We start from the raw sequence: 22016 nt of genomic DNA on the forward strand, positions 1-22016 counted from the left end.
GCTATTGCCCGCCTGTTACTTTGTAGGCTCGGTCTGCGTCGTCAATGTCAAAGCAGGGCTCTTTTGCTTTTTTAGAGTATGGATCCAGCAGACGCCCACGTTTGGAGTCCCATACCATCCAGTGCCCGATATTCCCGTCTTTTCCTTTCACCTTTAGCAGCAGGTCGCAACCTGCCGCCCTAACTGCGGCAAGCTTTTCTGGTCGCTTCAGTTTCACAAACTTGTGGGAAAGAAATATCTCTAAGGATATTCCTTTTTTCTCCAGCGCTTTCTGCAAGCCTGCCTTCCCACAATTGCGCCAGCCCCCATCTATTATCTCTCTTGCTTCCGCAAGTTCTATATCTGCGAGCATCGCAACACTTGCTGCGCCGCACCCATCTTCTCCACCTTGGTAGATATGTCTCATTTTCCTCATACCCTCTCGATGATCTTTTCGCCAAACAGCCCCTGCGGACGGAAGACGAGGAAGATCAGCGCCAGCACATAGGCGAACCAGTTCTCGGTCGCGCCGCCGATCAGCGGTCCGATCCAGAATTCGAACAGCTTTTCACCAACCCCGATGATCAGCCCGCCGACAATCGCGCCGGGGATCGAGGTAAAGCTGCCCAGCATCAGCACCGGCAAGGCCTTGAGCGCGATCAGCGACAGGCTGAACTGCACGCCCGATTTGGTGCCCCACATGATGCCGGCGACCAGCGCCACGAAACCGGCGATCGACCAGACCATCACCCAGATGTAGCGCAGCGAGATGCCCACCGACAGCGCCGCCTGGTGATCATCGGCCACCGCGCGCATGGCCCGGCCCTGCTTGGTATATTGCGAGAACGCGACCAGGGCCGCCACCAGCAGGATGGCGATGAAGGTGGCCCAGATATCCAGCCGGTCGATAAAGAAGCCATAGCCGAACCACTCATTGGTCACGGATTCGATGCTTTCGGAAATCCCCTGCGGCAGGCCGACATCCAGCGTCTTGATATCGGCGCCCCACATCACATCGCCGAACCCTTCGAGGAAATAGGCCAGCCCGATGGTCGCCATGAACAGGATGATCGGTTCCTGCCCGACCAGATGCTGCAGCACCAGTTTCTCGATCAGGATCGCCAGCAGCACCATCACCGCCGCCGTCAGCAGGATCGCCAGCAGCGAGGGCACGGTCCAGCCGAATTCCTCGACATGGGTGCCAAAGATCGCATTGATCAGATGGGCAAAGGGCACCTGCCCCTGCTGGATCCCGACCAGCGTCAGTGCCGCGAACAGCGCCATCACGCCCTGGGCATAGTTGAACACGCCCGAGGCCTTGAAGATCAGCACAAAGCCCAGCGCGACCAGCGAATACATCACGCCGGTCATCAGGCCGTTCAGCAGCACCTCGATGGAATAGATAAACTGATCAGTCATGGGCCACCCCCAGATAAGCGTCGATGACGTCTTGGTTGTTGCGCACCTCGTCGGGGGTGCCGTCACCGATCTTGCGGCCGTAATCCATGACCACGACGCGGTCGGACAGGTCCATGACCACGCCCATATCGTGTTCGATCAGCGCGATGGTGGTGCCGAATTCATCGTTCACATCGAGGATAAAGCGGGACATGTCCTCTTTCTCTTCGACGTTCATCCCGGCCATCGGTTCGTCCAGCAACAGCAATTGCGGCTCGGCGGCCAGCGCGCGCGCCAGTTCCACCCGCTTTTTCAGCCCGTAGGGCAGCCGCCCCACCGGGGTTTTGCGGATGTTCTGGATTTCGAGAAAGTCGATGATCTTTTCGACCTGCGCGCGGTTTTCGGTCTCTTCGCGTTCGGCCTTGCCCCACCACAGCGCCTGGCTGAAGAGGCCCGATTTGATGTAGTTCAACCGACCCGTCATGATGTTGTCCAGCACCGTCATGCCGTCAAACAACGCGATGTTCTGGAAGGTGCGGGCGATCCCGAGGCGGGCGACCTGATAGGGTTTCAGCTGTCCGCGCCTTTCGCCCTTGAACCAGACCTCGCCCTCTTGCGGCACATAAAAGCCCGAGATCACGTTCAGCATCGAGGACTTGCCCGCGCCGTTCGGCCCGATGATCGCGCGGATCTCGCCCTCGCGGATGTCAAAGCTGATATTCTTGATCGCCTCGACGCCGCCAAAGCGCAGGGTGATGTTCTTCATGTCCATCAGCGTGCCGCCGATCTGGCGGCCATCCGCGGTGGTGTAACCGCTGGTCGCCTCGGCCGTTTGCAATTCGCTCATTCCGCCGCCACCTTCTGCTGCGTTTCGCCAAAGACCTGAGCATCCTCGATCTTGAGCGTCGCCTTGATCTTGCCCTTGCGGCCGTCCTCGTAGGTGACCTCGGTTTCGGTGTAGATCTCGTCCGACCCGTCATAGAGCGCGCCGACAAGATCGGCGAACTTTTCGTTGATGACCGCGCGGCGCACCTTGCGGGTGCGGGTCATTTCGCCGTCATCGGGGTCCAGTTCCTTGTGCAGGACAAGAAAGCGGTGGATCTGGCAGCCCGACAGCATCGGGTCTTCGGCCACCGAGTCGTTCACCGCCTCGACATGTTCCTTGATCGTTGCATAGACCTGCGGATGCGCCGCCAGTTCCTGATAGCTGGCATAAGAGATGTTGTTGCGCTCGGCCCAGTTGCCCACGGCGCCAAGGTCGATATTGATCAGCGCGGTGCAGAATTCGCGGCCATTGCCCAGCACCACGGCCTCGAGGATATTGGGATAGAATTTCAGTTTGTTCTCGACATATTTGGGCGCGAACATGGTGCCATCGGCCATCTTGCCGACATCCTTGGCGCGGTCGATGATGCGCAGATGGCCGGTGTCTTCCTCGAAGAACCCGGCATCGCCGGTGGCGACCCAGCCTTCGGCATCCTTGGTCGAGGCGGTGCTTTCGGCATTCTTGTAATATTCAACGAAGGTGCCGGGGCTGCGGTAAAAGACCTCGCCATTATCGGCGATCCTGACCTCGACACCCGGCGAGGGCACGCCGACGGTATCGCTGCGCACCTGCCCGTCGGGCTGCTGGGTGATAAAGACCGATGCCTCGGTCTGGCCGTAGAGCTGTTTGAGGTTGATGCCCAGCGAGCGGTAGAAATCAAAGATCTCGGGGCCGATCGCCTCGCCTGCGGTATAGCCGACGCGGATGCGCGAATAGCCCAGCGTGTTCTTGAGCGGGCCATAAACGAAAAGGTTGCCCAGACCGTAGGACAGCCGGTCGCCGAAGCTGACGGTTTCGCCGTCCAGAATGGCCGGGCCGACGCGGCGGGCCACCTTCATGTAGCGGTCAAACAGCCATTTCTTGAAGCGGCCGGCATCCTCCATGCGGATCATCACATTGGTCAGCTGACCCTCGAAGACCCGCGGCGGGGCAAAGAAATAGGTGGGCCCGATCTCTCGCAGATCGGTCATCATGGTCTGCTGATCTTCGGGGCAGTTGACGGTAAAACCGGCCCAGAGCGCCTGCCCGATCGAAAAGATGAAATCGCCAACCCAGGCCATCGGCAGATAGGCCAGAATTTCCTCGCTCTGGGTCAGATGATCGAAGTCCGAGGTGTTCCTGGCGGTTTCGATGATATTGCGGTTCGACAGCACCACCCCTTTGGGTTTGCCGGTCGTGCCGCTGGTATAAAGCATCACGCAGGTGCTGTCGTAATCCAGCGATGCGATGCGTTTATCCAATTCGGCGCCAAGCCGAGTTGCGGCTGCCCGCCCCTCGGCCTGGACATCCGCAAGCGCGTTCATCCGTGAGTGATCGTATTTACGCATCCCGCGCTTGTCGGTGTAAATCATCTGTTCGATGCCCTGCGGGGCGTCAGGCATGGCCTGCACCTCGAGCACCTTGTCGACCTGTTCCTGATCGCCGCAGATCACGAAACGGGCGCCGCAATGGTTCAGCACATAGACCATTTCTTCGGCTGCTGCGTCGTTATAGAGCGGCACCGGCACGCCGCCGCACATCTGCGTGGCGATCATCGACCAGTAATGCGCCGGGCGGTTGCGACCGATGACGCCGACATGATCGCCCGGCTTCAACCCCAGCGCCATCAGCCCCAGCGCCAGTGCCCGCACCTCTTCGGCCGCCTCGGCCCAGGTCCAGCTTTGCCAGATGCCGAATTCCTTTTCGCGATACGCGGGGCGGTTGCCAAAGCGGCTCGCGTTCCGCGCCAACAGCGCGGGAACTGATCTCGCGTCATCTGAAGGCAATTGCTGGTCCGTCATGCGTCCTCCCCAGTCGCGGCGCGGCTTCGTGGCTGCACCCTCGGGGCCAATCATTGCCCCAGTTTGTCTGAAACCCAACGAAATGTTACAGGCGCGGCCGATCCCGCATCCGAGGCTTGCAATGCCACCGCTGGCGCGCAAAATCGCGGTCATGACCATCAGCACCCTACACGCGGATCTGACCCAGTCGGGCCTGAACCTGATCGGGCAGGCCCTGTCGATCTTTGACGCGGATCTGCGGCTGGCCGTCGCCAACCTGCAATATCAGGCGATGTTCGATCTGCCCGACGAGTTGACCCGGCGGGGCACCAGTTTCGAGGACACGATTCGCTTTCTGGTCAATCGCGGCGAATACGGCCCGCAGGACGATCCCGATGACGCCATCGCGCTGCGCGTGGAACAGGCGCGGACCTTTCAGCCGCATTATTTCGAACGCGAGCGCGCCAATGGCCGCTGGGTCGCGGTCGAGGGCGCGCCGCTGTCGCAAGGCGGCTGGATCGCCGTTTATACCGATATCACCGATATCAAGCGGCAAGAGGCGCTGCTGCGCGCGCGGTCCGAAGAGTTGAGCGAGCAGGTGCTGGACCACGCCGAAAAGCTGTCGGCGGCGAACCGCGAACTGGCCGCCACCAACGCGGCGCTGCAAGAGGCACAGCGGGTGCTGACCGCGACCGAGGCGCGGACGCGGCAGGTCACCGAGATGGTGCCGGCGCATATCGCCCATATGGATGCCGGGTTCCGCTATACGTTTTCGAACCGCCAGTTGCCGTCGATTTTCCCCGGTGCGCCGGATCGGATCGTGGGGATGACCGGGGATGACGTGCTGGGCGTGGAAACATTTTCCAGGGTCCGGCCGCACATGCAGCGCGCGCTGGCGGGCGAGGCGCAGGTGTTCGAGATCACGCATCAACTTTCGGGGCGGCGCATCCGCATCGCGCTGACGCCCGACCGGGCCGGCCATGGCGCCTATATCCTGTCAACCGATGTCAGCGCCGAGGTGCATGCGCGCGAGGCGATCAGCCATGCCGGCAAGCGCAGTCTTGCCGCCCGGCTGACATCGGGGATGGCGCATGATTTCGGCAATTTGCTGACCATCATCCTGGGGCTGCAGGGCCGGCTGGCCGCGATGCAACTGCCCGAGGCGGCCTCGGACGATGTGCAGGCGACGCTGGCCACCGCGCGTCGCGGTGCGCAACTGCTGAACCGGCTGGCGCGGATCAGCCTGCCTCGCGATCTGTCCTTTGAGCCGGTGGATCTGCCGGCGCTGCTGTCCGAAATAGCCACGCTTGCGGGGCCGTCGCTGGCCACCGGTGTCAGCCTGGAAATCGAGGCCGGCATCAGCGATCTGCCGCTGCTGATCGATCCAGGCGCGCTGCAGGATTCGCTGCTGAACCTGATCCTGAACGCCAATGCCGCAATGACCGGGCCGGGCCGCATCACCATCACCGCGCGCGCCAGCGGCGACTGGTTGCAGATCGCGGTGACCGATACCGGCCCCGGCTTTTCGCCCGAGGCGCTGGCACGCGCGACCGAGCCTTTCTATTCGACCAAGCAGGGTCAGGGATCGGGGCTGGGCCTGTCGATGGTTTACGACCAGACCAAGCTGGCCGGCGGGACCATGCGGCTTGAGAACACCGGCCACGGCGCCCGCGTGACCCTGCGCCTGCCGCTGCGCCGCGTGACCCGGCAGATGGTGCTGCTGGTCGAGGATGACGATGCCATTCGAACCGAGGTCCGCGACATGCTGACCGGCCTTGGCCATGCGGTGATCGAGGCCGCCAGCCTGTCCGAGGCCCGCAGCATGACCGACCTGCCGGGGCTGACCATGATCCTGTCGGACCTGCAGCTTGGCGACGGTCTGGGGCGCGATCTGGCCGGCACCGGCCCGGCCCTGGTGCTGATGACGGCGCTGCCGCCCGGCGATCCGCTGCGCAGTGATCTGGCCTGGCCGGTGCTGACCAAGCCCTTTGATCGCAATCGGCTGTCGGCGGCCATGTCCGACGCCGCTTGCAGCAGCGCGCGCCCCGGTCCAGAAGGTGACGCATGACCGACAGCCCGCTGATCGCCATCCTTGACGACGAACCCGAGATCCGCCGACTGCTGGCCGGCGCGCTGGAAGAGGCAGGCTTTCGCACCCAGTCCTTCGCGCGTGCCACCGAATTCGAGGCCGCGCTGCGCCGGATCACCCCCGATGCCTGCCTGATCGACCTTGGCCTGCCCGACCGGGACGGGCTGGCGCTGGTGCACCGGCTGGCCACCGAATCGGGCGCGGCGATCATCATCATTTCCGGCCGCGCACAGGTGCAGGACCGGGTGACCGGGCTGGAACTGGGTGCCGATGACTATATCATCAAACCCTTTGAACCGGCAGAGGTGGTGGCCCGGATCAGGGCGCGGCTGCGCAAGCCCGCCCCGCCGGTCGAACGCGGCGGCAATCAGGTGCGCTTTGCCGGCTGGCTGGCCGATTTCGATAGCTACACGCTGACCTCGCCCGGCGGGCAGGAAACCCCCGTCAGCCATGCCGAGGCCGAATTGCTGCGCATCTTTCTGGACAGCCCGCGCCGGCTGATCACCCGCAACCAGATGCTGGAGGCGCTGGGCGGCACCGCCGGCGAAAGCTTTGACCGCGCCATGGATGTCCGCATCTCGCGGCTGCGCGCGAAGCTGGACGAGGACCCCAAGAACCCCCGCCTGATCAAGACGATCTATGGCGCCGGATACATCTTTCTGGCCGAGCTGGGGTAAAAGCCAGCGGGCGCGGACAAGCTTGGTTTTGCGGTGCGCTCACGCCGTCCCGTCAATCTGGCAGGCATCCTGCCGCCCCCCATGCAGGGATGGGTCGCAGCGTGATCGTTGCCCCGCCTCGTCACCGTTCCGAGGAAAAATGCGTCTTGAGGTAGGTAAGGACGATATCCTTCGTTTCGTCATCCGGCTCAAACATGTTCTGATCTTCGATCATCCAGTCCCACAGATAATCCCAGCGGGCATCGGTCAGGCTTTGTTGACGAATGATCGCTGTCGAGTGGCAGGCGGTACACTGATAAAATGTATCTTCCGCACCCGGCCCGGCAGGAAGGTTTCCAAGTTCAGGATCTGGTTCGACGACAGGCGCATCAACCATCGGGTTGGCGGTGGCGGGTGCCAAAGGGTTAACCGTCTTGCGCATCGGATCATAGGCCTCTTGCGCGATGGAAGCCGTTGACCCGAACGCGAGGCCAGCACACAGCGCGAGGCGCGAAAGTCCTGATATGTTTTTCATGTAAGCTTCTTTCCGTTGGTGCCGGCAGCCGGACCCGTTGATCCGGCTGCGGTGTCAGGATCAGGTCGCAATCATGGCGATGCGATGCTGCATGTTGTTGCCATACCCGCGCGGATTCCAGCCGGGAACAACGGGCGGCTGCGCCACGCCGTTCATATCCGTCGCCCGCGCCCAGACCTCGTAATAACCAGCCTCGGGCAAGGTGACATCGGCGCGGAAACGCTGCCATGCGAACGTGTTCTTTGCAGGATCAAGCGTTGCGGAAATCCAGGTCTGGCCAAAATCGATGGACAGATCGACCGATGCAATATCGCCGCTGCCGGCCCAGGCATGACCGCGCACCTCTGTTGCCTCGCCCATCGGGGTTTGCGTGCCGGTTTGCGGATGGGTGATCAGCGACTTCACCGGCATTTCGGTCATGATAACCATGTCCTCTTCCGGCACCTCGGTGCCGGGGGCGACGGGATAGGCCGGTAGACGATAGGAATATCCGGTCATTTTTGCCCCGTCATGCACCTGATCGCGGACCCAGATACGGGTCAGGAATTTCTGCGATGCCGAACCGGGATAGCCGGGGATGATGACACGCAGAGGAAACCCGTGAACCGCGGGAATAGGTTCGCCGTTCATTTCCCACGCAATGATGCCGTCCTCGGCCAGTGCTTTCTCAATGGGCGCACCGCGCGAGATCGCATCTTTGTCCGAATCGCCCGAAAGGTGCGGATCGTTGCCATAATGCGCCGTATAGACCGCGCTTTCCTTGATGCCTGCGGCGTTGAGCACATCGCTCAGACGGACGCCCGTCCAATCTGCGCAACCGACGGCGCCTGTCGTCCACTGGTTGCCCGACGCTCCGGGGGTGAAATATGCCCGACCGTTGCCACCGCATTCCAGCACCAGCCGTTTCGTGACGACCTCGAATTGTTCTTTGAGATCGGCAAGGCTCAGCTCCAGCGGCGTTTCCACCTCGCCGTCGATGGTCAGGGTCCAGCCCTCGTCGTCCATCTCCAGCGCCGTGTCAGGGACCAACCCGTTGTTGCGTACGAAGAAATGTTCATAGGGCGTCACATCGTCGTCCAGGAGGTGTGCCGGTGTTTCCGCGTTGAGAGGCCTGTCATTCATCACCAGGAGGCCATTCTTGCCCGCCATTATGTCCTCTTCGCTCATGCCCTGCGCCAGCGCCATCAGGTTGCCACCGAACGGGATATTCATTCCCGCGTAGGCCCCAAGCGCAGTCAGCGCGGTCGATTTGAGAAACGTCCTGCGTTCGGGTTGATCCACCATGCAAGCGTCGATCACCTCGTCTGCTGAGTTCTTGTCTGCCATGATCCAAATTCCTCCCGTTGAACGCGTAACAGAATATCGAACAGGGGTTTCTTTTCAAGAGATCCGAGCAGGCGCTGGCTGGATCAGACATGTCGGCCTGGTTCGCCGCGCATGCCGCCTAGTCAACTTCGTGGTCGGTCCGATGGCGTGCAGATCCCTTTGCCGCCATCACCGCGCCCGCGGCGGCGTCTGCGCCTGCCTCGGCGAGTGCGGCGGATTTGCGGCGGCTTCGGGCCTCGCTGCGCATGGCCAGGAAGTTCGCGGCAAAGATCAGGCCCGCGCCGATGAACACGGCGGTGCTGATCTTCTCGTCATAGAGCAGCCAGCCGACCACGGCGATCAGCGGCACGCGCAGAAAGTCGATGGGAATCGCAATCGAGGCATCCATCACCCGCAGCGCCTGCGCCATGGTGTAATGCGCGCTGAGTGCCGAAATGCCGACCAGCAGAACCCAGGGCATGTCCGGCCAGCCGACTGGCACCCAGCCCCCCTGATAGGCCATCAGCGCCACACCCATCGGCAATTGCATCAGCACCATCCACACCACGATGATCGCGGAGGACGAGTGCCGCGTCAGCCGCTTGACGAAGACCGCCGAGGCGCCATAGCCCGCCGCCGCCAGCAGCACGATCAGCGCCGCCGGATCGATGATGCCGGTGCCCGGTTGCAGCACGATCAGCACGCCTGCAAAGCTGGCGATGATGGCCAGTATGCGGGCGCGGCCGATGCGTTCGCCCAGCGCCGCCCAGGCGAATATCGCCACCCAGATCGGCATGGTGAATTCCAGCGCAAAGACCTCGGCCAGGGGCATCAGTGCCACCCCCAGCGTCCAGCAATATTGCGCGCTGAAATGGACCAGATTTCGGGCCGCGTGCAGTTTGATATCCCGCAGCTGGCGCAGTTCCGGCAGCAGGTGGCGTGCCAGGATCAGGACGACGCCCAGCCCGACGATCGAGCGCAGCACAAGGATCTGGGCGATTGGCATCGCAAGCGACAACTCTCGCGAGGCGACTGCCATGCTGATGAAAGAGGCAAGGCTCGCGATCATCCAGAGGACGCCTACGCCCATGTCCCGCACCTCGCTGAACGGCTCATGACAATTTCCCGCAGGCCCCGCAGCCGGCCCGGTTATTGCAGCGCGGCGTCATGGGCTGCGACCAGACGGGCGGCCTTTTCGGCCACGGTGGCGCTGCTGTCGCCCGGTTTGTAAAGCGCCGAGCCGATCCCGAAACCGGTGGCCCCGGCGGCGCACCAGTCGGCCATGTTCTGCGCCGTCACCCCGCCCACGGCAAAGACGGGCACATCGCCCGGCAGCACCGCGCGCATTGCCCTGAGGCCGTGGGGGCCGATCAACTCGCCCGGAAACAGCTTGAGCGCATCGGCGCCCGCCCTGAGCGCTGCGAATGCCTCGGTCGGGGTCATGACGCCGGGATAAGACAGCATGTCGGCCGATTTCGTGGCCGCGATCACCGCCGGGTCGCAATTGGGCGACACGATCAGCCGCGCGCCGGTCGATCCGACCGCGACCACCTGAGAGGGCGTCAGCACGGTGCCAGCTCCGATCAGCGCGCGATCACCATGGGCCTTTTGCATGGCGGCGATGCTGGCCAGCGGATCGGGCGAATTCAGCGGCACTTCGATGCGGGTGATCCCCGCCGCGATCAGTGCCTCGGTGACCGGCAGGGCCTCATCGGGGGTGATGCCGCGCAGGATCGCCACGATGGCACGGCCCTTGGGGTTCGCTTCGCTCATGTCCCGCCCTTCTGCGTTCTTGCCCGCGCCAGCCCGGCCAGCGCCATGTTCCCGCCGTCATATTGCTGCGCCTCGATGCCCTGCTGCGCCAGCGCGGCGGCGTAGCGTTGGGTCAGCGTATCAGTGCCGATGAGTGCCACATCCTGCCCCAGCCACCAGCCACGGGTCGCGGTCAGTTCGGCCCCGATCAGCAGGCCCGACAGGCGCGCAGAGGCGGCATCGGCAGAGAGCTGATCCATCAGCCCTTCGGCGCGCAGGGTGAACAGGCGCGTCAGCAGCCGGTCGGCATCGCGACGGCCCTCTGCGACGCCATCGTCAAAGGCGGTCTGGTCCCAGCCATCGCCCATGCCGTGACGCAGGACAGAGGCGGTGGACAGCAGGTGAAACAGCTCTCCGGTCATGGCGGTCTGAAAGCCTACGACCTCGCCGGCGCTGATCCGCGCCCATTTGGAATGCGTGCCGGGCAGGCAGACGACGCCGTCGAAATCGGGCCGCAGCGCCAGCAGGCCGGCGATCTGGGTTTCCTCGCCGCGCATGACGTCGGCGGGACGGTCCTGCCGCATTCCCGGCAGGATCTGCAGCGCGATGCGCGGGTCGCGGGCGGGGACCGGCACCATGGCCGCATTGTCCAGCGGTGCGGCGGGGACGCTCAGATAGGGGGCCTCGACCCAGCCCTGACGGCTGCCGACCATGCCGCAGGCCAGCATCGGCATAGGCGCATCGCCCAGCCACGGCCCGACAACGGCCAGCAGCGCGGCCTCGAATGCGGCGGCATCGCCCAATTCTGCCGCGCCGGGCCCCGAGGCCTCGGCCAGGATCTGCCCGTCGCCGATGGCATAAGCGCGCAGATTGCTGCTGCCCCAATCCAGCGCGATCCAGTCAGGGCGCAAAGCCCCCCCGCCATTCAGCGACCCTGCCCTATCCAAAGACATTGGCCACCCGCCCCAGCAGCATGAAGGCCCGCGCCGAGCGCGTCTCGGCCAGAAGCTGCAACTGATCATCGTCAAGGCTGGTGCCGACGCGGGTCAGCATCAGGTCGAAATGGCGCAAAAAGTGATGCGCGCTGTCACGGAATATCTCGTCGCCCTTCAACATGGCCAGCGTCAGATCCAGCGCCTGCTGATCCTCGATCGTGCCCATCTGTTGCATCTGCGCGCCGCGCTCGCCCTCGGCAAAGCGGCGCCACAATTCGGGGCGCGGCGGCTGCGTGGACAGGTGATCCATGTAGAGCCCGTTTTCCGACAACAGCGTCACCACATCCTGCGCCGAGCGGATGACACGGGAATTATCGTGATCGCGCAGCACCGCGCGCAAGGCGGCGATGGTTTCCACATCGTCGGGACCCTCGGGAAAGTTCAAGGCGCGGATCAGGTCATCGGGCGCGACCGTCACCGAGGCCGGCGCATCAAAGCGCATCGCCGTCTGCCGCCCATCCGTGGCCGCCGACCGGGGCACGGGTTGCGGCATCGGTTGCGGGCGGGGTGCGGGGGCGCTCTGCGGTCGCGGTTGCGCTGGCACAGCCGGCTGCGCGGCGGCGGTTGTCGCCCCGATCCGGCCGCCGCCGGCGTCGCGCATCTGACCAAGGCGCAGGCGCAGGTCTGCCGCCTCGCTGCGCAGGCTGGCAATGGCACCGGCGATCGCCACGGCCAGCCAGATCAGCACGATCGGACCCAGCACCGCCATCACGCTGAACAGCTGCATCAGCCCCGACAGCGGCGTGGCGACATCAGGCCCGAACAGCCAGAACGACCCGGCCATCAGCAGCCAGATCGCCGTCAGCACGGCACCGATGACAACGGCCTCATCGCTGCCCAGAGCAGCGCCTATCTGCTTGCGCAGGCTCATCTATTCATAGCGGATCGACAGGATTTCATAGCTGCGCAGGCCGCCGGGTGTGGTGACATCGACGCTGTCGCCCTCTTCCTTGCCGATCAGCGCACGCGCCAGCGGCGAGCGCAGGTTCAGCATGCCGCGTTCGATATCGGCCTCGGGTTCACCGACGATCTGATAGGTCTTTTCCTCGTCCGTATCCTCGTCAACCAGCGTGACCCTGGCGCCGAACTTGATCGAGCCGGTGAATTTCGACGGATCGATCACCTCGGCGCGCGACAGCACGGCCTCGAGTTCCTTGATCCGGCCTTCGATAAAGCCCTGTTTTTCGCGCGCGGCGTGATATTCGGCGTTCTCTGACAGATCGCCATGCTCACGTGCCTCGGCGATGGCGCGGATCACGGCCGGACGTTCATCGCTTTTCAGCTTTGCCAGTTCGCTGTCCAGCGCCTGATGGCCGTTCCGGGTCATCGGTATTTTTTCCATTGCGGGCCTTTCGGTTGGCTGAATTGTTTCAACGTTAATCGAACGCCCCCGCCAAATAATCTGGCAGGGGCGCGCATGTCTGGCATCCACACTGCAACCAAGACCGCGCCGAATGCAAGGCCGACGGGCAGATTCGGCGTCTTTTGGCCACCGGCATCCTTGCGTCATGATTGCCCCCGCGCGCAGGGCGCGGTAGTGCTATGGCCAGCAAATCAGAGGGGAGCGCCAGCCATGACGGACGAGAGCCAGCACGAACGCGAGTCGATGGAGTATGATGTTGTCATCGTTGGCGGTGGACCGGCCGGTTTGTCGGCAGCGATCCGGCTGAAACAGATCAACCCCGAGATCAGTGTCGTGGTACTGGAAAAGGGGTCCGAGATCGGGGCGCATATCCTGTCGGGCGCGGTGCTGGACACCAGCGGTCTGGACCGGCTGATCCCCGACTGGAAGGAAAAAGGCGCGCCGGTCAGCACCGAGGTGACCGACGATAACTTCTACATTCTGGGCGAAAGCGGGCAGGTCCGTGTGCCGAACTGGCCGATGCCCCCCCTGATGTCGAACCATGGCAAATACATCGTCAGCATGGGCAATGTCTGCCGCTGGCTGGCCGAACAGGCCGAGGCGCTGGAGGTCGAGGTGTTCCCCGGCATGGCCGCAAGCCAGGTCGTCTGGGATGGCGACCGGGTCAAGGGCGTGGTCGCGGGCGAGATGGGGCTGAACCCCGACGGCACGCCGGGCCCGCAATACGAGCCGGGGATGGAACTGCACGGCAAATACGTCTTTATCGCCGAGGGCGTGCGCGGATCGCTGGCCAAGGAGATCATGGCAAAGCTGAACCTGTCAGACGGCCACGAGCCGCAGAAATTCGGCCTTGGCATGAAGGAAATCTGGGAGGTTGATCCCGAGAAATTCCAGAAAGGCCGCGTGGTTCACACGATGGGCTGGCCTCTGGGCAAGAACGCCGGCGGCGGGTCATTCATCTATCACCTTGAGAACAATCAGGTCCTGGTCGGCTTTGTCGTTCATCTGAACTACCAGAACCCTTATCTGTCGCCCTATTCCGAGTTCCAGCGCGTCAAGCATCACCCGATGCTGGCCGAACTGCTGGAGGGTGGCAAACGGGTGGCTTACGGCGCCCGCGCGATCACCGAGGGCGGCTGGCAATCGATCCCGCAAATGTCCTTCGACGGCGGGTTGTTGCTGGGCTGTTCGGCCGGGCTGGTGAACGTGCCGCGCATCAAGGGCAACCACAATGCCATGCTGTCGGGGATCGAGGCCGCCGAGGCCGCAGCCGCCGCGCTGGCCGAGGGCCGCGAGGGCGACCGGCTGGACAATTACGACGACGCCGTGCGCGGCGGCGCAATCGGCAAGGACCTCAAGCGCGTGCGCAACGTCAAGCCGATCTGGTCGCGCTGGGGTCTTTTTCCCAGCCTTGCGCTTGGCGGTTTTGACATGTGGGTGGCGAATGTCACCGGCTGGAACCCGCTTGGGACCTGGAAGCACGGCAAGACCGATGCCGCCGCGACCGGCAAGGCGGCTGATTTCCAGCCGATCGATTACCCGCGCCCTGATGGCAAACTGTCCTTTGACCGGCTGACCAACGTGTCCTTCAGCTTTACCAATCACGAAGAAAACCAGCCCTGCCATCTGAAACTGAAAGACCCGTCGATCCCGATTGCGGTCAACCTGCCCGAATATGCCGAGCCCGCACAGCGTTACTGCCCGGCGGCCGTCTATGAGGTGGTCGAAGAGGCTGGCGAGGCGAAGTTCGTGATCAACTTCCAGAACTGCGTGCACTGCAAGACCTGCGACATCAAGGACCCGTCGCAGAACATCAACTGGACAACGCCACAAGGCGGAGACGGACCGAACTACCCGAATATGTGATCGGGGGGATGGGCGGGGTGGCGTTGCCCCCCGCCTGCCTCAGCGTTACCCTGCGCCGGACCGCAAATAACCAGACGGAACGTCAGTTTGACCGAACCCCTGCATAAGCTTTGGCTGGCATCCGCGCTGGCTGCCGTGATCGCGACCGGCACCATCGCCACCGCGCAAGAGGCGCCGTTGCCGCGCCCCGACAACCTGCGCTCGGAAGAACCGGCGCAAGCCACGCCTGAGGCAGAGCTTCAGGAGGCGCAACCGGCAGACGCGCAGCCAGCAGACGCGCAGCCCTTGGCCGAAGAGCCTGCGGCCCAGGCCCCTGCGGCTGACCCCGCGCCGCTGACATATGGATTGGCGGGCCCCTATCTGGCGGGCCGCATCGCGGCAGTGGAAAGCGATTTTCAGGCAGCCGCGCGCTATTTCAAACAGGCCGTCGCGCATGATCCGGGCGATCGCTATCTGCAAGACAGCGCGCTGGTCGCGATGATTTCGGCCGGTCAGATGGAAGCCGCGCTGGAACTGACCCAGCAATTGACGCAGGACCAGCAGACCGGCACCGATCTGGCCGGACTGCTGTTGCGCGCCGATATGGCCAAGAATGAGGACTGGGACGGGCTGTTGGCGCTGATCCACGCCGACAATCCCGACGCAGAGGCAGAACCCCGTCCCGGCAATCTGCTGGATGGTATGCTGGCGGCCTGGGCCAAACTGGGCGCGGGCGATGCCACCGAGGCGCTGGCCGATCTGGAAAAGCTGCGCACCACGCCCGGCGCGGCTGGAATGCTGGATTACCAATTGGCCATGGCGCGCGCCGTGGTTGGCGACTTTGAGGGCGCCGAGGAATTGCTGGACACAGGCGCCGAGGGTGGACACCTGATGGCCTATGTGGCCCGCGCGCAGGTTCTGGCGCAGCTGGATCGTCCCGATGAGGCGCTGGCCTCTCTGGCCGAGGTGCCCGGCGGCGATGCCGAGCCCCCGGTCATGGCGTTGCGCAGCGCGCTTGAGGCGGGCGAGGATGTGACTTTCGATGTGGTCCGCTCGCCCCGTGATGGCATCGCGCAGGTCTTTCTGACCTTTGCCAGCGCGCTGGCCACCAGCCCCGAACCCGAACCGCTGGCCCTGATCCATGCGCGCCTTGCAAGCTGGGTGGCGCCCGATATGGGCGATGCGCGGCTGGTCACGGCGCAGATCCTGCAAATGCACAGTCAATACGATCTGGCCGAGGCCGAGTTCGATGCCTTGCGCCGTCTGGGCCAGGTGCGCCCGGTGGCAGAGCTGTCGCGCATCGACGCGCTGGCCCGTGCCGGACGCCCGGACGAGGCCGAAAAGGCCGCGCTTGCGCTGACGGCGGCCTATCCCGATCTGGCAGCGGCCTGGATTGCGCAGGGCGATCTGCTGCGCCAGCAGGACAAATTCGCCGCCGCTGTGCCGGCCTATGACAAGGCGCTGTCCCTGATCGGCGAGGATGACGCCGATGCGCTGTGGTTTCCGCTTTATGCGCGGGGCATCGCGCTGGAACGATCAGGCCAGTTCGAGCGCGCCGAAGCCGATCTGCGCGCCGCGCTGGAGATTCGCCCCGAACAGCCGAGCCTGCTGAACTATCTGGGCTATAGCTGGATCGACCGGAACGAGAACCTCGAAGAGGGCTTGTCCCTGATCCAGAAAGCCGTCGAGCTGGCACCTGACGACGGATATATCCAGGACTCGCTGGCCTGGGCCTATTACCGGCTTGGCCGCTATCAAGAGGCTGTCGCCCCGATGGAGCAGGCTGCACGCAGCATGTCCTCTGATCCGCTGATCAACGACCATCTGGGTGATATCTACTGGAAGGTCGGGCGCAAGCGCGAGGCCGAGGTGCAATGGCGGCGCGCGCTGTCGCTGGAGCCAACCGAAACCGATAATGACGTCGATCCCGACCGCATCCGCGCCAAGCTGGATCGCGGACTGGACGCGGTGATGGCAGAAGAAGGCGGCGACGGCGCGCCGGCGGATTACAGCCCCGCCTCGGCACAGGACGAGGGCGATACGGACGGCGCCGAAACGCAAAGCGAATGATCCAGCCCGCGCCGGCGAAGCTGAACCTTGCGCTGCATGTGACCGGACGGCGCGCGGATGGCTATCACCTGCTGGATTCGCTGGTGGCCTTTGCGGCGATCGGTGACCATGTGAGTCTGCAAACCGGCCCTGCGGCGTTGACCGTTGACGGGCCGTTCGCCGAACAGGTGCCGACCGATGACAGCAATCTGTGCCTTCGGGCTGCCCGCGCGATGGGCGCAGAGGCAAGCATTCACCTGACCAAGAACCTGCCTGTCGCCTCGGGGATCGGCGGTGGCTCGGCCGATGCGGCGGCCGTCATGCGGGGACTGGCGGCGCAGGGCTGGTCGTTGCCGGACAATCCCGCCGCGCTTGGTGCAGATATTCCCGTCTGCCTGGCCAGCCGCCCGCTGCGGATGCGCGGCGTGGGCGAGCGGCTGGACGCTGTTCCACCCCTGCCTGCCCTGCCGCTGGTCCTGATCAATCCGGGCCAGCCGCTGGCAACCCCGCCGGTCTTTGCAGCGCTGAGCCGGCGCGACAACCCCGGCCTGCCAGATCCCGACTGGCACGACGCCGAAAGCCTGATCGACTGGCTGGCCCGGTGCCGCAATGACCTGCAGCCAGCCGCGATCTCTCTGGTGCCGGTGATCGCCGAGGTGCTGGCTGCATTGGACCGTGCCGGGGCGCGGCTGGCGCGCATGTCGGGGTCCGGGGCGACCTGCTTTGGCATTTTCGACAGCCCCGACGCCGCCCGCGCAGCCGCAGACGCGCTGACGCGGCCCGGCTGGTGGACCGTGGCCACAGAACTGGCGCCGCTGCCCGCGCCGGGCTATATTTCCACCAAAACCGGCCGAAAGGACTGACATGCTGCGTCTGGGTGTCAATATCGACCACGTCGCCACCATCCGTAACGCCCGTGGCACGCCATGGCCCGACGCGCTGCGCGCCGCGCGGATTGCCGAGGATGCCGGCGCCGATGGCATCACCGCGCATCTGCGCGAAGATCGCCGCCATATCAGTGACGCCGACATCGAGGCGCTGATCGAGGGGCTGCGACTGCCGCTGAATCTGGAAATGGCCGCGACCGCCGAGATGCAGACCATTGCCCTGCGCCATAAGCCGCATGCGGTTTGTCTGGTCCCCGAAAAACGCGAGGAACGCACGACCGAGGGCGGGCTGGACGTTGCCGGCAACGAAAATGCGCTGGCCCATTATATCGAGCCGCTGCGCGCCGCAGGCAGCCGGGTGTCGCTGTTCATTGGCCATCACCCCAACCAGATCCGCGCCGCCGCCCGCGTTGGCGCGGCGGTCGTGGAACTGCATACCGGCGCCTTTTGCGATTACGACACCGAGGGGCGCATCGAGGAGCGCGACCAGGAGTTGAAGGGCCTGCAGGAGGGCGCGGCGCTGGCGGCCAGTCTGGGCCTGGAGGTCCATGCCGGCCACGGCCTGACCTTTGACACGGTCGGTCCGATCGCGGCCATTCCCGAGGTGATGGAACTGAATATCGGGCATTTCCTGATCGCCGAGTCGGTCTTTACCGGTCTTGGCCCCGCGATCACTGAAATGCGCCGCCGAATGGAGGAAGCCCGCGAATGAAACATGCCCTGACCGCCTTGCTGCTGCTGACGTCGCCCGCAATGGCGCAAAGCGTTGGTGATTGCGATGATCTGGCCTCGGCCAGAAACCTGCAGGAACCCTGGGAAGAAACAACCGCGAGCTACGCCAATGGCGATGTCCGCGGCGCTGTGCTGGACATGATGGAACCCGCCGCAGCCGCCGTGCACCTGATGATCCTGTCACCGCCGCGCAACGAGATCGGCGACAGGCAGTGCAAGCTGGTCTCGCTGTCGCGACCCGATGGCGGCGGCGCCTTTGGGTTCCTCAACATCGATTTCGCGGGACGGTCGGCGGATTACGACCCCGAGCAGGGTCTGAGGTTGCAGATTCCCATCGAGACGTTCGTTCCCGAAACCGGGGGCGGCGAACCGGCCGAACTGACCGTCATCATCAACCAGTCGACGGGCGAAATCACCGCCGATATTGCCGGTTCATGATCCTTGGCATCGGCACGGACCTTGCAAATATAGAGCGTATCCAGGGCACGCTGGACCGCTTTGGCGACCGCTTTCGCAACCGTGTCTTTACCGAGACCGAACTGGCCAAGGCGCGCCGGCGCAAGGACGAGGCAGGCACCCTGGCCAAGCGGTGGGCCGCCAAAGAGGCCTGTTCCAAGGCGCTTGGCACCGGGCTGGCGATGGGCATCAGTTGGCGTGACATGGCGGTCAGCAATCTGCGCACGGGCCAGCCTGTCATGCATCTGACCGGATGGGCCGCCGACCGGCTGGCCGAGATGACGCCCGAGGGGCACGAGGCCATCGTTCATGTCACGCTGACCGACGATCACCCCTGGGCGCAGGCCTTCGTGGTGATCGAGGCCCGCCGACGCAGCGCCACAGCTTGACTTTGCCCCCGCCGCAGGACCATGAACGCGCCACCCACGCAGTTGAGGAAATGACGAGCAATGGCCGATAGCACCGCCACCAAAAAGGACGGCATCTGGGAGACGATCAAGACGATCTTCTGGGCGCTGGTGATCGCGGGCATCTTCCGCACCCTGTTCTTTCAACCGTTCTGGATCCCGTCCGGCTCGATGAAGGACACGCTGCTGATCGGCGACTTCCTGTTCGTCAACAAGATGGCCTACGGCTATTCGGCGCATTCATGCCCCTGGTCGATGTGCCCGATTTCAGACCGCATCCTCGCCAGCGAACCCGAGCGCGGCGATGTGGTGGTTTTCCGTCATCCGACCCGTGGCGTCGATTTCATCAAGCGCGTGATCGGCCTGCCCGGTGACACCATCCAGATGCAGGATGGCGTGCTGTGGCTGAACGGCGAAGAGGTACCAACCGTTCAGGTCGAGGATTTCGTCGAAACCAAGGAACAGCAGGGGCCGCAGGGCCTGATCCCGCGCTGCGCCAATGATCCGGTGTCCGAAGGTGACGACTGTATCAAGCAGCGCTTTACCGAAACCCTGCCCGGCGGGCACAGCCATGATGTGCTCAATATCATGGATGGTTGGGTTGCAGATGACACGGCCACCTTTACCGTCCCCGAGGGCCAGTATTTCTTTATGGGCGACAATCGCGACAACTCGGAAGATTCGCGCTTTAACCCGGCGACCGGCGGTCTGGGCTTTGTGCCGGCTGAATTTCTGATCGGCCGCGCTGACCGGATCATGTTCAGTTCGGCCGGGCGCTCGCTTTTGTATTTCTGGACCTGGCGCAGTGATCGTTTCTTCAAGGCGGTCGAGTGAGAATAGGCGCCGATATACACGCTTTCATGGGGCGGTTGGGATATGACTTCACCCGCCCCGAACTGCTGATCCGGGCGCTGACTCACGGCTCGATTGCCTCGGCCACGCGGCCCGACAACCAGCGGCTGGAATTTCTGGGCGACCGGGTGCTGGGGCTGGTGATGGCCGAGGCACTGTTCACCGCCGATCGTCAGGCGACCGAGGGTCAGCTTGCGCCGCGTTATAACGCATTGGTGCGCGGCGAGACCTGCGCCGATATCGCCCGCGAGATCGGGTTGGGCGATGTGATGAAGCTGGGCCGATCCGAGATGATGTCGGGCGGTCGCCGCAAAGAGGCGATGCTGGCCGACGCGATGGAGGCCGTGCTGGCCGCGATCTATCTGGACGCCGGATACGAGACCGCGCGCCAGGTCATCCTGCGCCTCTGGGCATCGCGGATGGACAGCATCGACAACGATCCCCGCGACGCCAAGACCGCGCTGCAGGAATGGGCGCAGGCGCAAGGGATGCCGCCGCCGAATTACGAGCAGACCGGCCGCAGCGGCCCCGACCACGCGCCGGTCTTTGAAATCACCGCCCGCCTGTCCGACGGCAATCACGCCGTGGCCAAAGGCGCAGGCACCAAACGCAGCATCGAACAGGCAGCGGCGCAGGCCTTGCTGGATCAACTAGAGGCCCGCTGATGACCGACACCCCACAGACCCGCGCCGGCTTTGTCGCCCTGATCGGCGAACCCAATGCCGGAAAATCCACGCTGCTGAACCGCATGGTCGGCGCCAAGGTCAGCATTGTGACCCACAAGGTGCAGACCACGCGCGCGCGCATCCGCGGGATCGCCATCGAGGACGCCTCGCAGATCGTCTTTGTCGATACGCCCGGCATCTTTCGCCCGCGCCGCCGGCTGGATCGTTCGATGGTTGCCGCGGCCTGGGGAGGGGCCTCGGATGCCGATATCGTGCTGTTGCTGGTCGAGGCGCACCGGGGCCTGACCAACGGCACCCAGGCCATCATCGATGCGCTGAAGGCGCAGCAGGTAAGGGGCCCGGTCGCGCTGATCATCAACAAGATCGACCGCGTGAAGTCCGAGGCCCTGCTGGCGCTGTCGCAAAAGATGAACGAGGCCTATCCCTTTACCCGGACCTTCATGATCTCGGCCGAGCGTGGCCACGGCACCAAGGATCTGGCGCAATGGCTGGCCGCCGAACTGCCCGCCGGTCCCTGGCTTTATCCCGAGGATCAGATTGCCGATCTGCCCATGCGCATGATCGCCGCCGAAATCACCCGCGAAAAGCTGACCCTGCGCCTGCACGAGGAAATCCCCTATCAGTTGACGGTCGAGACCGAAAACTGGGAGGACCGCAAGGACGGCTCGGCCCGTGTCGATCAGCTGATCTATGTCGCCCGCCCCGGCCATAAGGGCATCGTGCTGGGCAAGGGCGGCGAGACGATCAAGGCCGTCAGCACCGCCGCCCGTGCCGAGTTGGAGGAATTCACCGGCACCAAGATCCACCTGTTCCTGCAGGTCAAGGTACGCGAGAACTGGCTGGACGAAGCCGAACGGTTCCGTGAAATGGGCCTGGATTTCCGCGACGGCGATGCCTGAGGCGCGTCTGGCAACCGGCATCTGGGTTGCCGCCTATCTGGCGCGTCTGGGGCAGGCCAATATTCCGGCTTATGTCGTGGCGCATGGCGACGACACCGCCGGTGCGGTTCTGGTCAAATGCGCGCGGCTGGACGGCACCGCGCAACTTTGGGCGCGCGAATGGGATTTCGAGACCGATACCCGTGACTGGCGCATGACCGAAGAGGGCAGCGAACGTGACATCGACGCATCCGCCCATCGTCAGCGCGGCTTCGATCCCGATCTGTGGATCATCGAGGTCGAAAGCCGTGATGGACAGGTTTTGCTGGGCGAAGAGGGCCTGTAAC

General features: G+C 64.1%; 23 protein-coding genes. 12 read left to right on the plus strand and 11 right to left on the minus strand.

What is annotated here, in order from left to right:
• Position 1: 1 nt before the first annotated feature.
• The 4 genes from CUV01_RS04465 to CUV01_RS04480 are packed head-to-tail and all read right to left on the minus strand — an operon-like array spanning position 2 to position 4203.
• Positions 2-406, minus strand: coding sequence for a hypothetical protein (locus CUV01_RS04465; RefSeq protein ID WP_157994773.1), 405 nt, complete (start codon positions 404-406; stop codon positions 2-4).
• A 5-nt stretch (positions 407-411) separates the two neighbouring features.
• The gene (locus CUV01_RS04470) at positions 412-1398 is read right to left on the minus strand and encodes a branched-chain amino acid ABC transporter permease (protein ID WP_101459408.1); all 987 of its coding nucleotides are present in this window, start codon (positions 1396-1398) and stop codon (positions 412-414) included.
• Positions 1391-2224 carry an ABC transporter ATP-binding protein gene (locus tag CUV01_RS04475; RefSeq protein ID WP_101459409.1) on the minus strand — a complete coding sequence of 278 codons (834 nt, stop codon included), beginning with the start codon at positions 2222-2224 and terminating at the stop codon, positions 1391-1393. Before CUV01_RS04475 ends, CUV01_RS04470 begins: the two co-directional genes overlap by 8 nt.
• Positions 2221-4203 carry an AMP-binding protein gene (locus tag CUV01_RS04480; RefSeq protein ID WP_101461865.1) on the minus strand — a complete coding sequence of 661 codons (1983 nt, stop codon included), beginning with the start codon at positions 4201-4203 and terminating at the stop codon, positions 2221-2223. The genes CUV01_RS04475 and CUV01_RS04480 overlap by 4 nt, the downstream gene beginning before the upstream one ends.
• Positions 4204-4354: 151 nt before the next feature.
• Here CUV01_RS04480 and CUV01_RS04485 point away from each other — a divergent pair, with 151 nt between their 5' ends.
• The gene (locus tag CUV01_RS04485) at positions 4355-6250 is read left to right on the plus strand and encodes a PAS-domain containing protein (protein ID WP_101461866.1); all 1896 of its coding nucleotides are present in this window, start codon (positions 4355-4357) and stop codon (positions 6248-6250) included.
• Entirely contained in the window at positions 6247-6948 is a 702-nt protein-coding gene (locus CUV01_RS04490) for a response regulator transcription factor (RefSeq protein WP_101459410.1), read from the plus strand. The genes CUV01_RS04485 and CUV01_RS04490 overlap by 4 nt, the downstream gene beginning before the upstream one ends.
• A 121-nt stretch (positions 6949-7069) precedes the next feature.
• Here CUV01_RS04490 and CUV01_RS04495 read toward each other — a convergent pair whose 3' ends face one another.
• The 7 genes from CUV01_RS04495 to greA form a co-directional block, all read right to left on the minus strand.
• Positions 7070-7369, minus strand: a complete 300-nt coding sequence (locus tag CUV01_RS04495; RefSeq protein WP_198731875.1) for a cytochrome C-552 — start codon at positions 7367-7369, stop codon at positions 7070-7072.
• Between the two features lie 153 nt (positions 7370-7522).
• Positions 7523-8788 (minus strand): sulfite oxidase, encoded by a 1266-nt coding sequence (locus CUV01_RS04500; RefSeq protein ID WP_101459412.1) that lies wholly within the window; start codon positions 8786-8788, stop codon positions 7523-7525.
• 118 nt (positions 8789-8906) lie between these two features.
• Positions 8907-9857 (minus strand): DMT family transporter, encoded by a 951-nt coding sequence (locus CUV01_RS04505; protein WP_198731876.1) that lies wholly within the window; start codon positions 9855-9857, stop codon positions 8907-8909.
• A 59-nt stretch (positions 9858-9916) separates the two neighbouring features.
• Positions 9917-10540 carry a 2-dehydro-3-deoxy-6-phosphogalactonate aldolase gene (locus CUV01_RS04510; RefSeq protein WP_101459413.1) on the minus strand — a complete coding sequence of 208 codons (624 nt, stop codon included), beginning with the start codon at positions 10538-10540 and terminating at the stop codon, positions 9917-9919.
• A complete protein-coding gene (locus CUV01_RS04515; protein ID WP_101459414.1) occupies positions 10537-11472 on the minus strand; it encodes a 2-dehydro-3-deoxygalactonokinase in 936 nt (311 codons plus the stop codon). The genes CUV01_RS04510 and CUV01_RS04515 overlap by 4 nt, the downstream gene beginning before the upstream one ends.
• Positions 11459-12385, minus strand: coding sequence for a hypothetical protein (locus tag CUV01_RS04520; RefSeq protein WP_101459415.1), 927 nt, complete (start codon positions 12383-12385; stop codon positions 11459-11461). Before CUV01_RS04520 ends, CUV01_RS04515 begins: the two co-directional genes overlap by 14 nt.
• The gene (gene greA, locus CUV01_RS04525; RefSeq protein WP_101459416.1) at positions 12386-12856 is read right to left on the minus strand and encodes a transcription elongation factor GreA; all 471 of its coding nucleotides are present in this window, start codon (positions 12854-12856) and stop codon (positions 12386-12388) included.
• 231 nt (positions 12857-13087) lie between these two features.
• On the opposite strand from greA, the gene CUV01_RS04530 reads away from it, so the two are divergent.
• The 10 genes from CUV01_RS04530 to CUV01_RS04575 all read left to right on the plus strand — a co-directional run bounded on the left by CUV01_RS04530 (position 13088) and on the right by CUV01_RS04575 (position 22015).
• On the plus strand, positions 13088-14743 hold the full coding sequence (locus CUV01_RS04530; protein ID WP_101459417.1) for an electron transfer flavoprotein-ubiquinone oxidoreductase: 1656 nt from the start codon (positions 13088-13090) through the stop codon (positions 14741-14743).
• Between the two features lie 87 nt (positions 14744-14830).
• The gene (locus CUV01_RS04535) at positions 14831-16792 is read left to right on the plus strand and encodes a tetratricopeptide repeat protein (RefSeq protein WP_232962511.1); all 1962 of its coding nucleotides are present in this window, start codon (positions 14831-14833) and stop codon (positions 16790-16792) included.
• Positions 16789-17634 carry a 4-(cytidine 5'-diphospho)-2-C-methyl-D-erythritol kinase gene (locus CUV01_RS04540; protein WP_101459418.1) on the plus strand — a complete coding sequence of 282 codons (846 nt, stop codon included), beginning with the start codon at positions 16789-16791 and terminating at the stop codon, positions 17632-17634. The genes CUV01_RS04535 and CUV01_RS04540 overlap by 4 nt, the downstream gene beginning before the upstream one ends.
• A gap of 1 nt (position 17635) precedes the next feature.
• Positions 17636-18370, plus strand: coding sequence for a pyridoxine 5'-phosphate synthase (locus CUV01_RS04545; protein ID WP_101459419.1), 735 nt, complete (start codon positions 17636-17638; stop codon positions 18368-18370).
• Positions 18367-18828, plus strand: a complete 462-nt coding sequence (locus CUV01_RS04550; protein ID WP_101459420.1) for a hypothetical protein — start codon at positions 18367-18369, stop codon at positions 18826-18828. The genes CUV01_RS04545 and CUV01_RS04550 overlap by 4 nt, the downstream gene beginning before the upstream one ends.
• Positions 18825-19235, plus strand: coding sequence for a holo-ACP synthase (gene acpS, locus CUV01_RS04555; protein ID WP_101459421.1), 411 nt, complete (start codon positions 18825-18827; stop codon positions 19233-19235). The genes CUV01_RS04550 and acpS overlap by 4 nt, the downstream gene beginning before the upstream one ends.
• 60 nt (positions 19236-19295) lie before the next feature.
• Positions 19296-20087, plus strand: coding sequence for a signal peptidase I (gene lepB, locus CUV01_RS04560; RefSeq protein WP_101459422.1), 792 nt, complete (start codon positions 19296-19298; stop codon positions 20085-20087).
• Positions 20084-20770 carry a ribonuclease III gene (rnc, locus tag CUV01_RS04565; RefSeq protein ID WP_101459423.1) on the plus strand — a complete coding sequence of 229 codons (687 nt, stop codon included), beginning with the start codon at positions 20084-20086 and terminating at the stop codon, positions 20768-20770. Before lepB ends, rnc begins: the two co-directional genes overlap by 4 nt.
• Positions 20770-21690 (plus strand): GTPase Era, encoded by a 921-nt coding sequence (gene era, locus CUV01_RS04570; protein ID WP_101459424.1) that lies wholly within the window; start codon positions 20770-20772, stop codon positions 21688-21690. Before rnc ends, era begins: the two co-directional genes overlap by 1 nt.
• Positions 21683-22015: a DUF1491 family protein gene (locus tag CUV01_RS04575; protein ID WP_101459425.1), complete on the plus strand. Its 333-nt coding sequence runs from the start codon at positions 21683-21685 to the stop codon at positions 22013-22015. Before era ends, CUV01_RS04575 begins: the two co-directional genes overlap by 8 nt.
• Position 22016 lies beyond the last annotated feature (1 nt).

Origin of the sequence: Paracoccus tegillarcae (assembly GCF_002847305.1) — a bacterium.
Lineage (GTDB): Bacteria > Pseudomonadota > Alphaproteobacteria > Rhodobacterales > Rhodobacteraceae > Paracoccus > Paracoccus tegillarcae.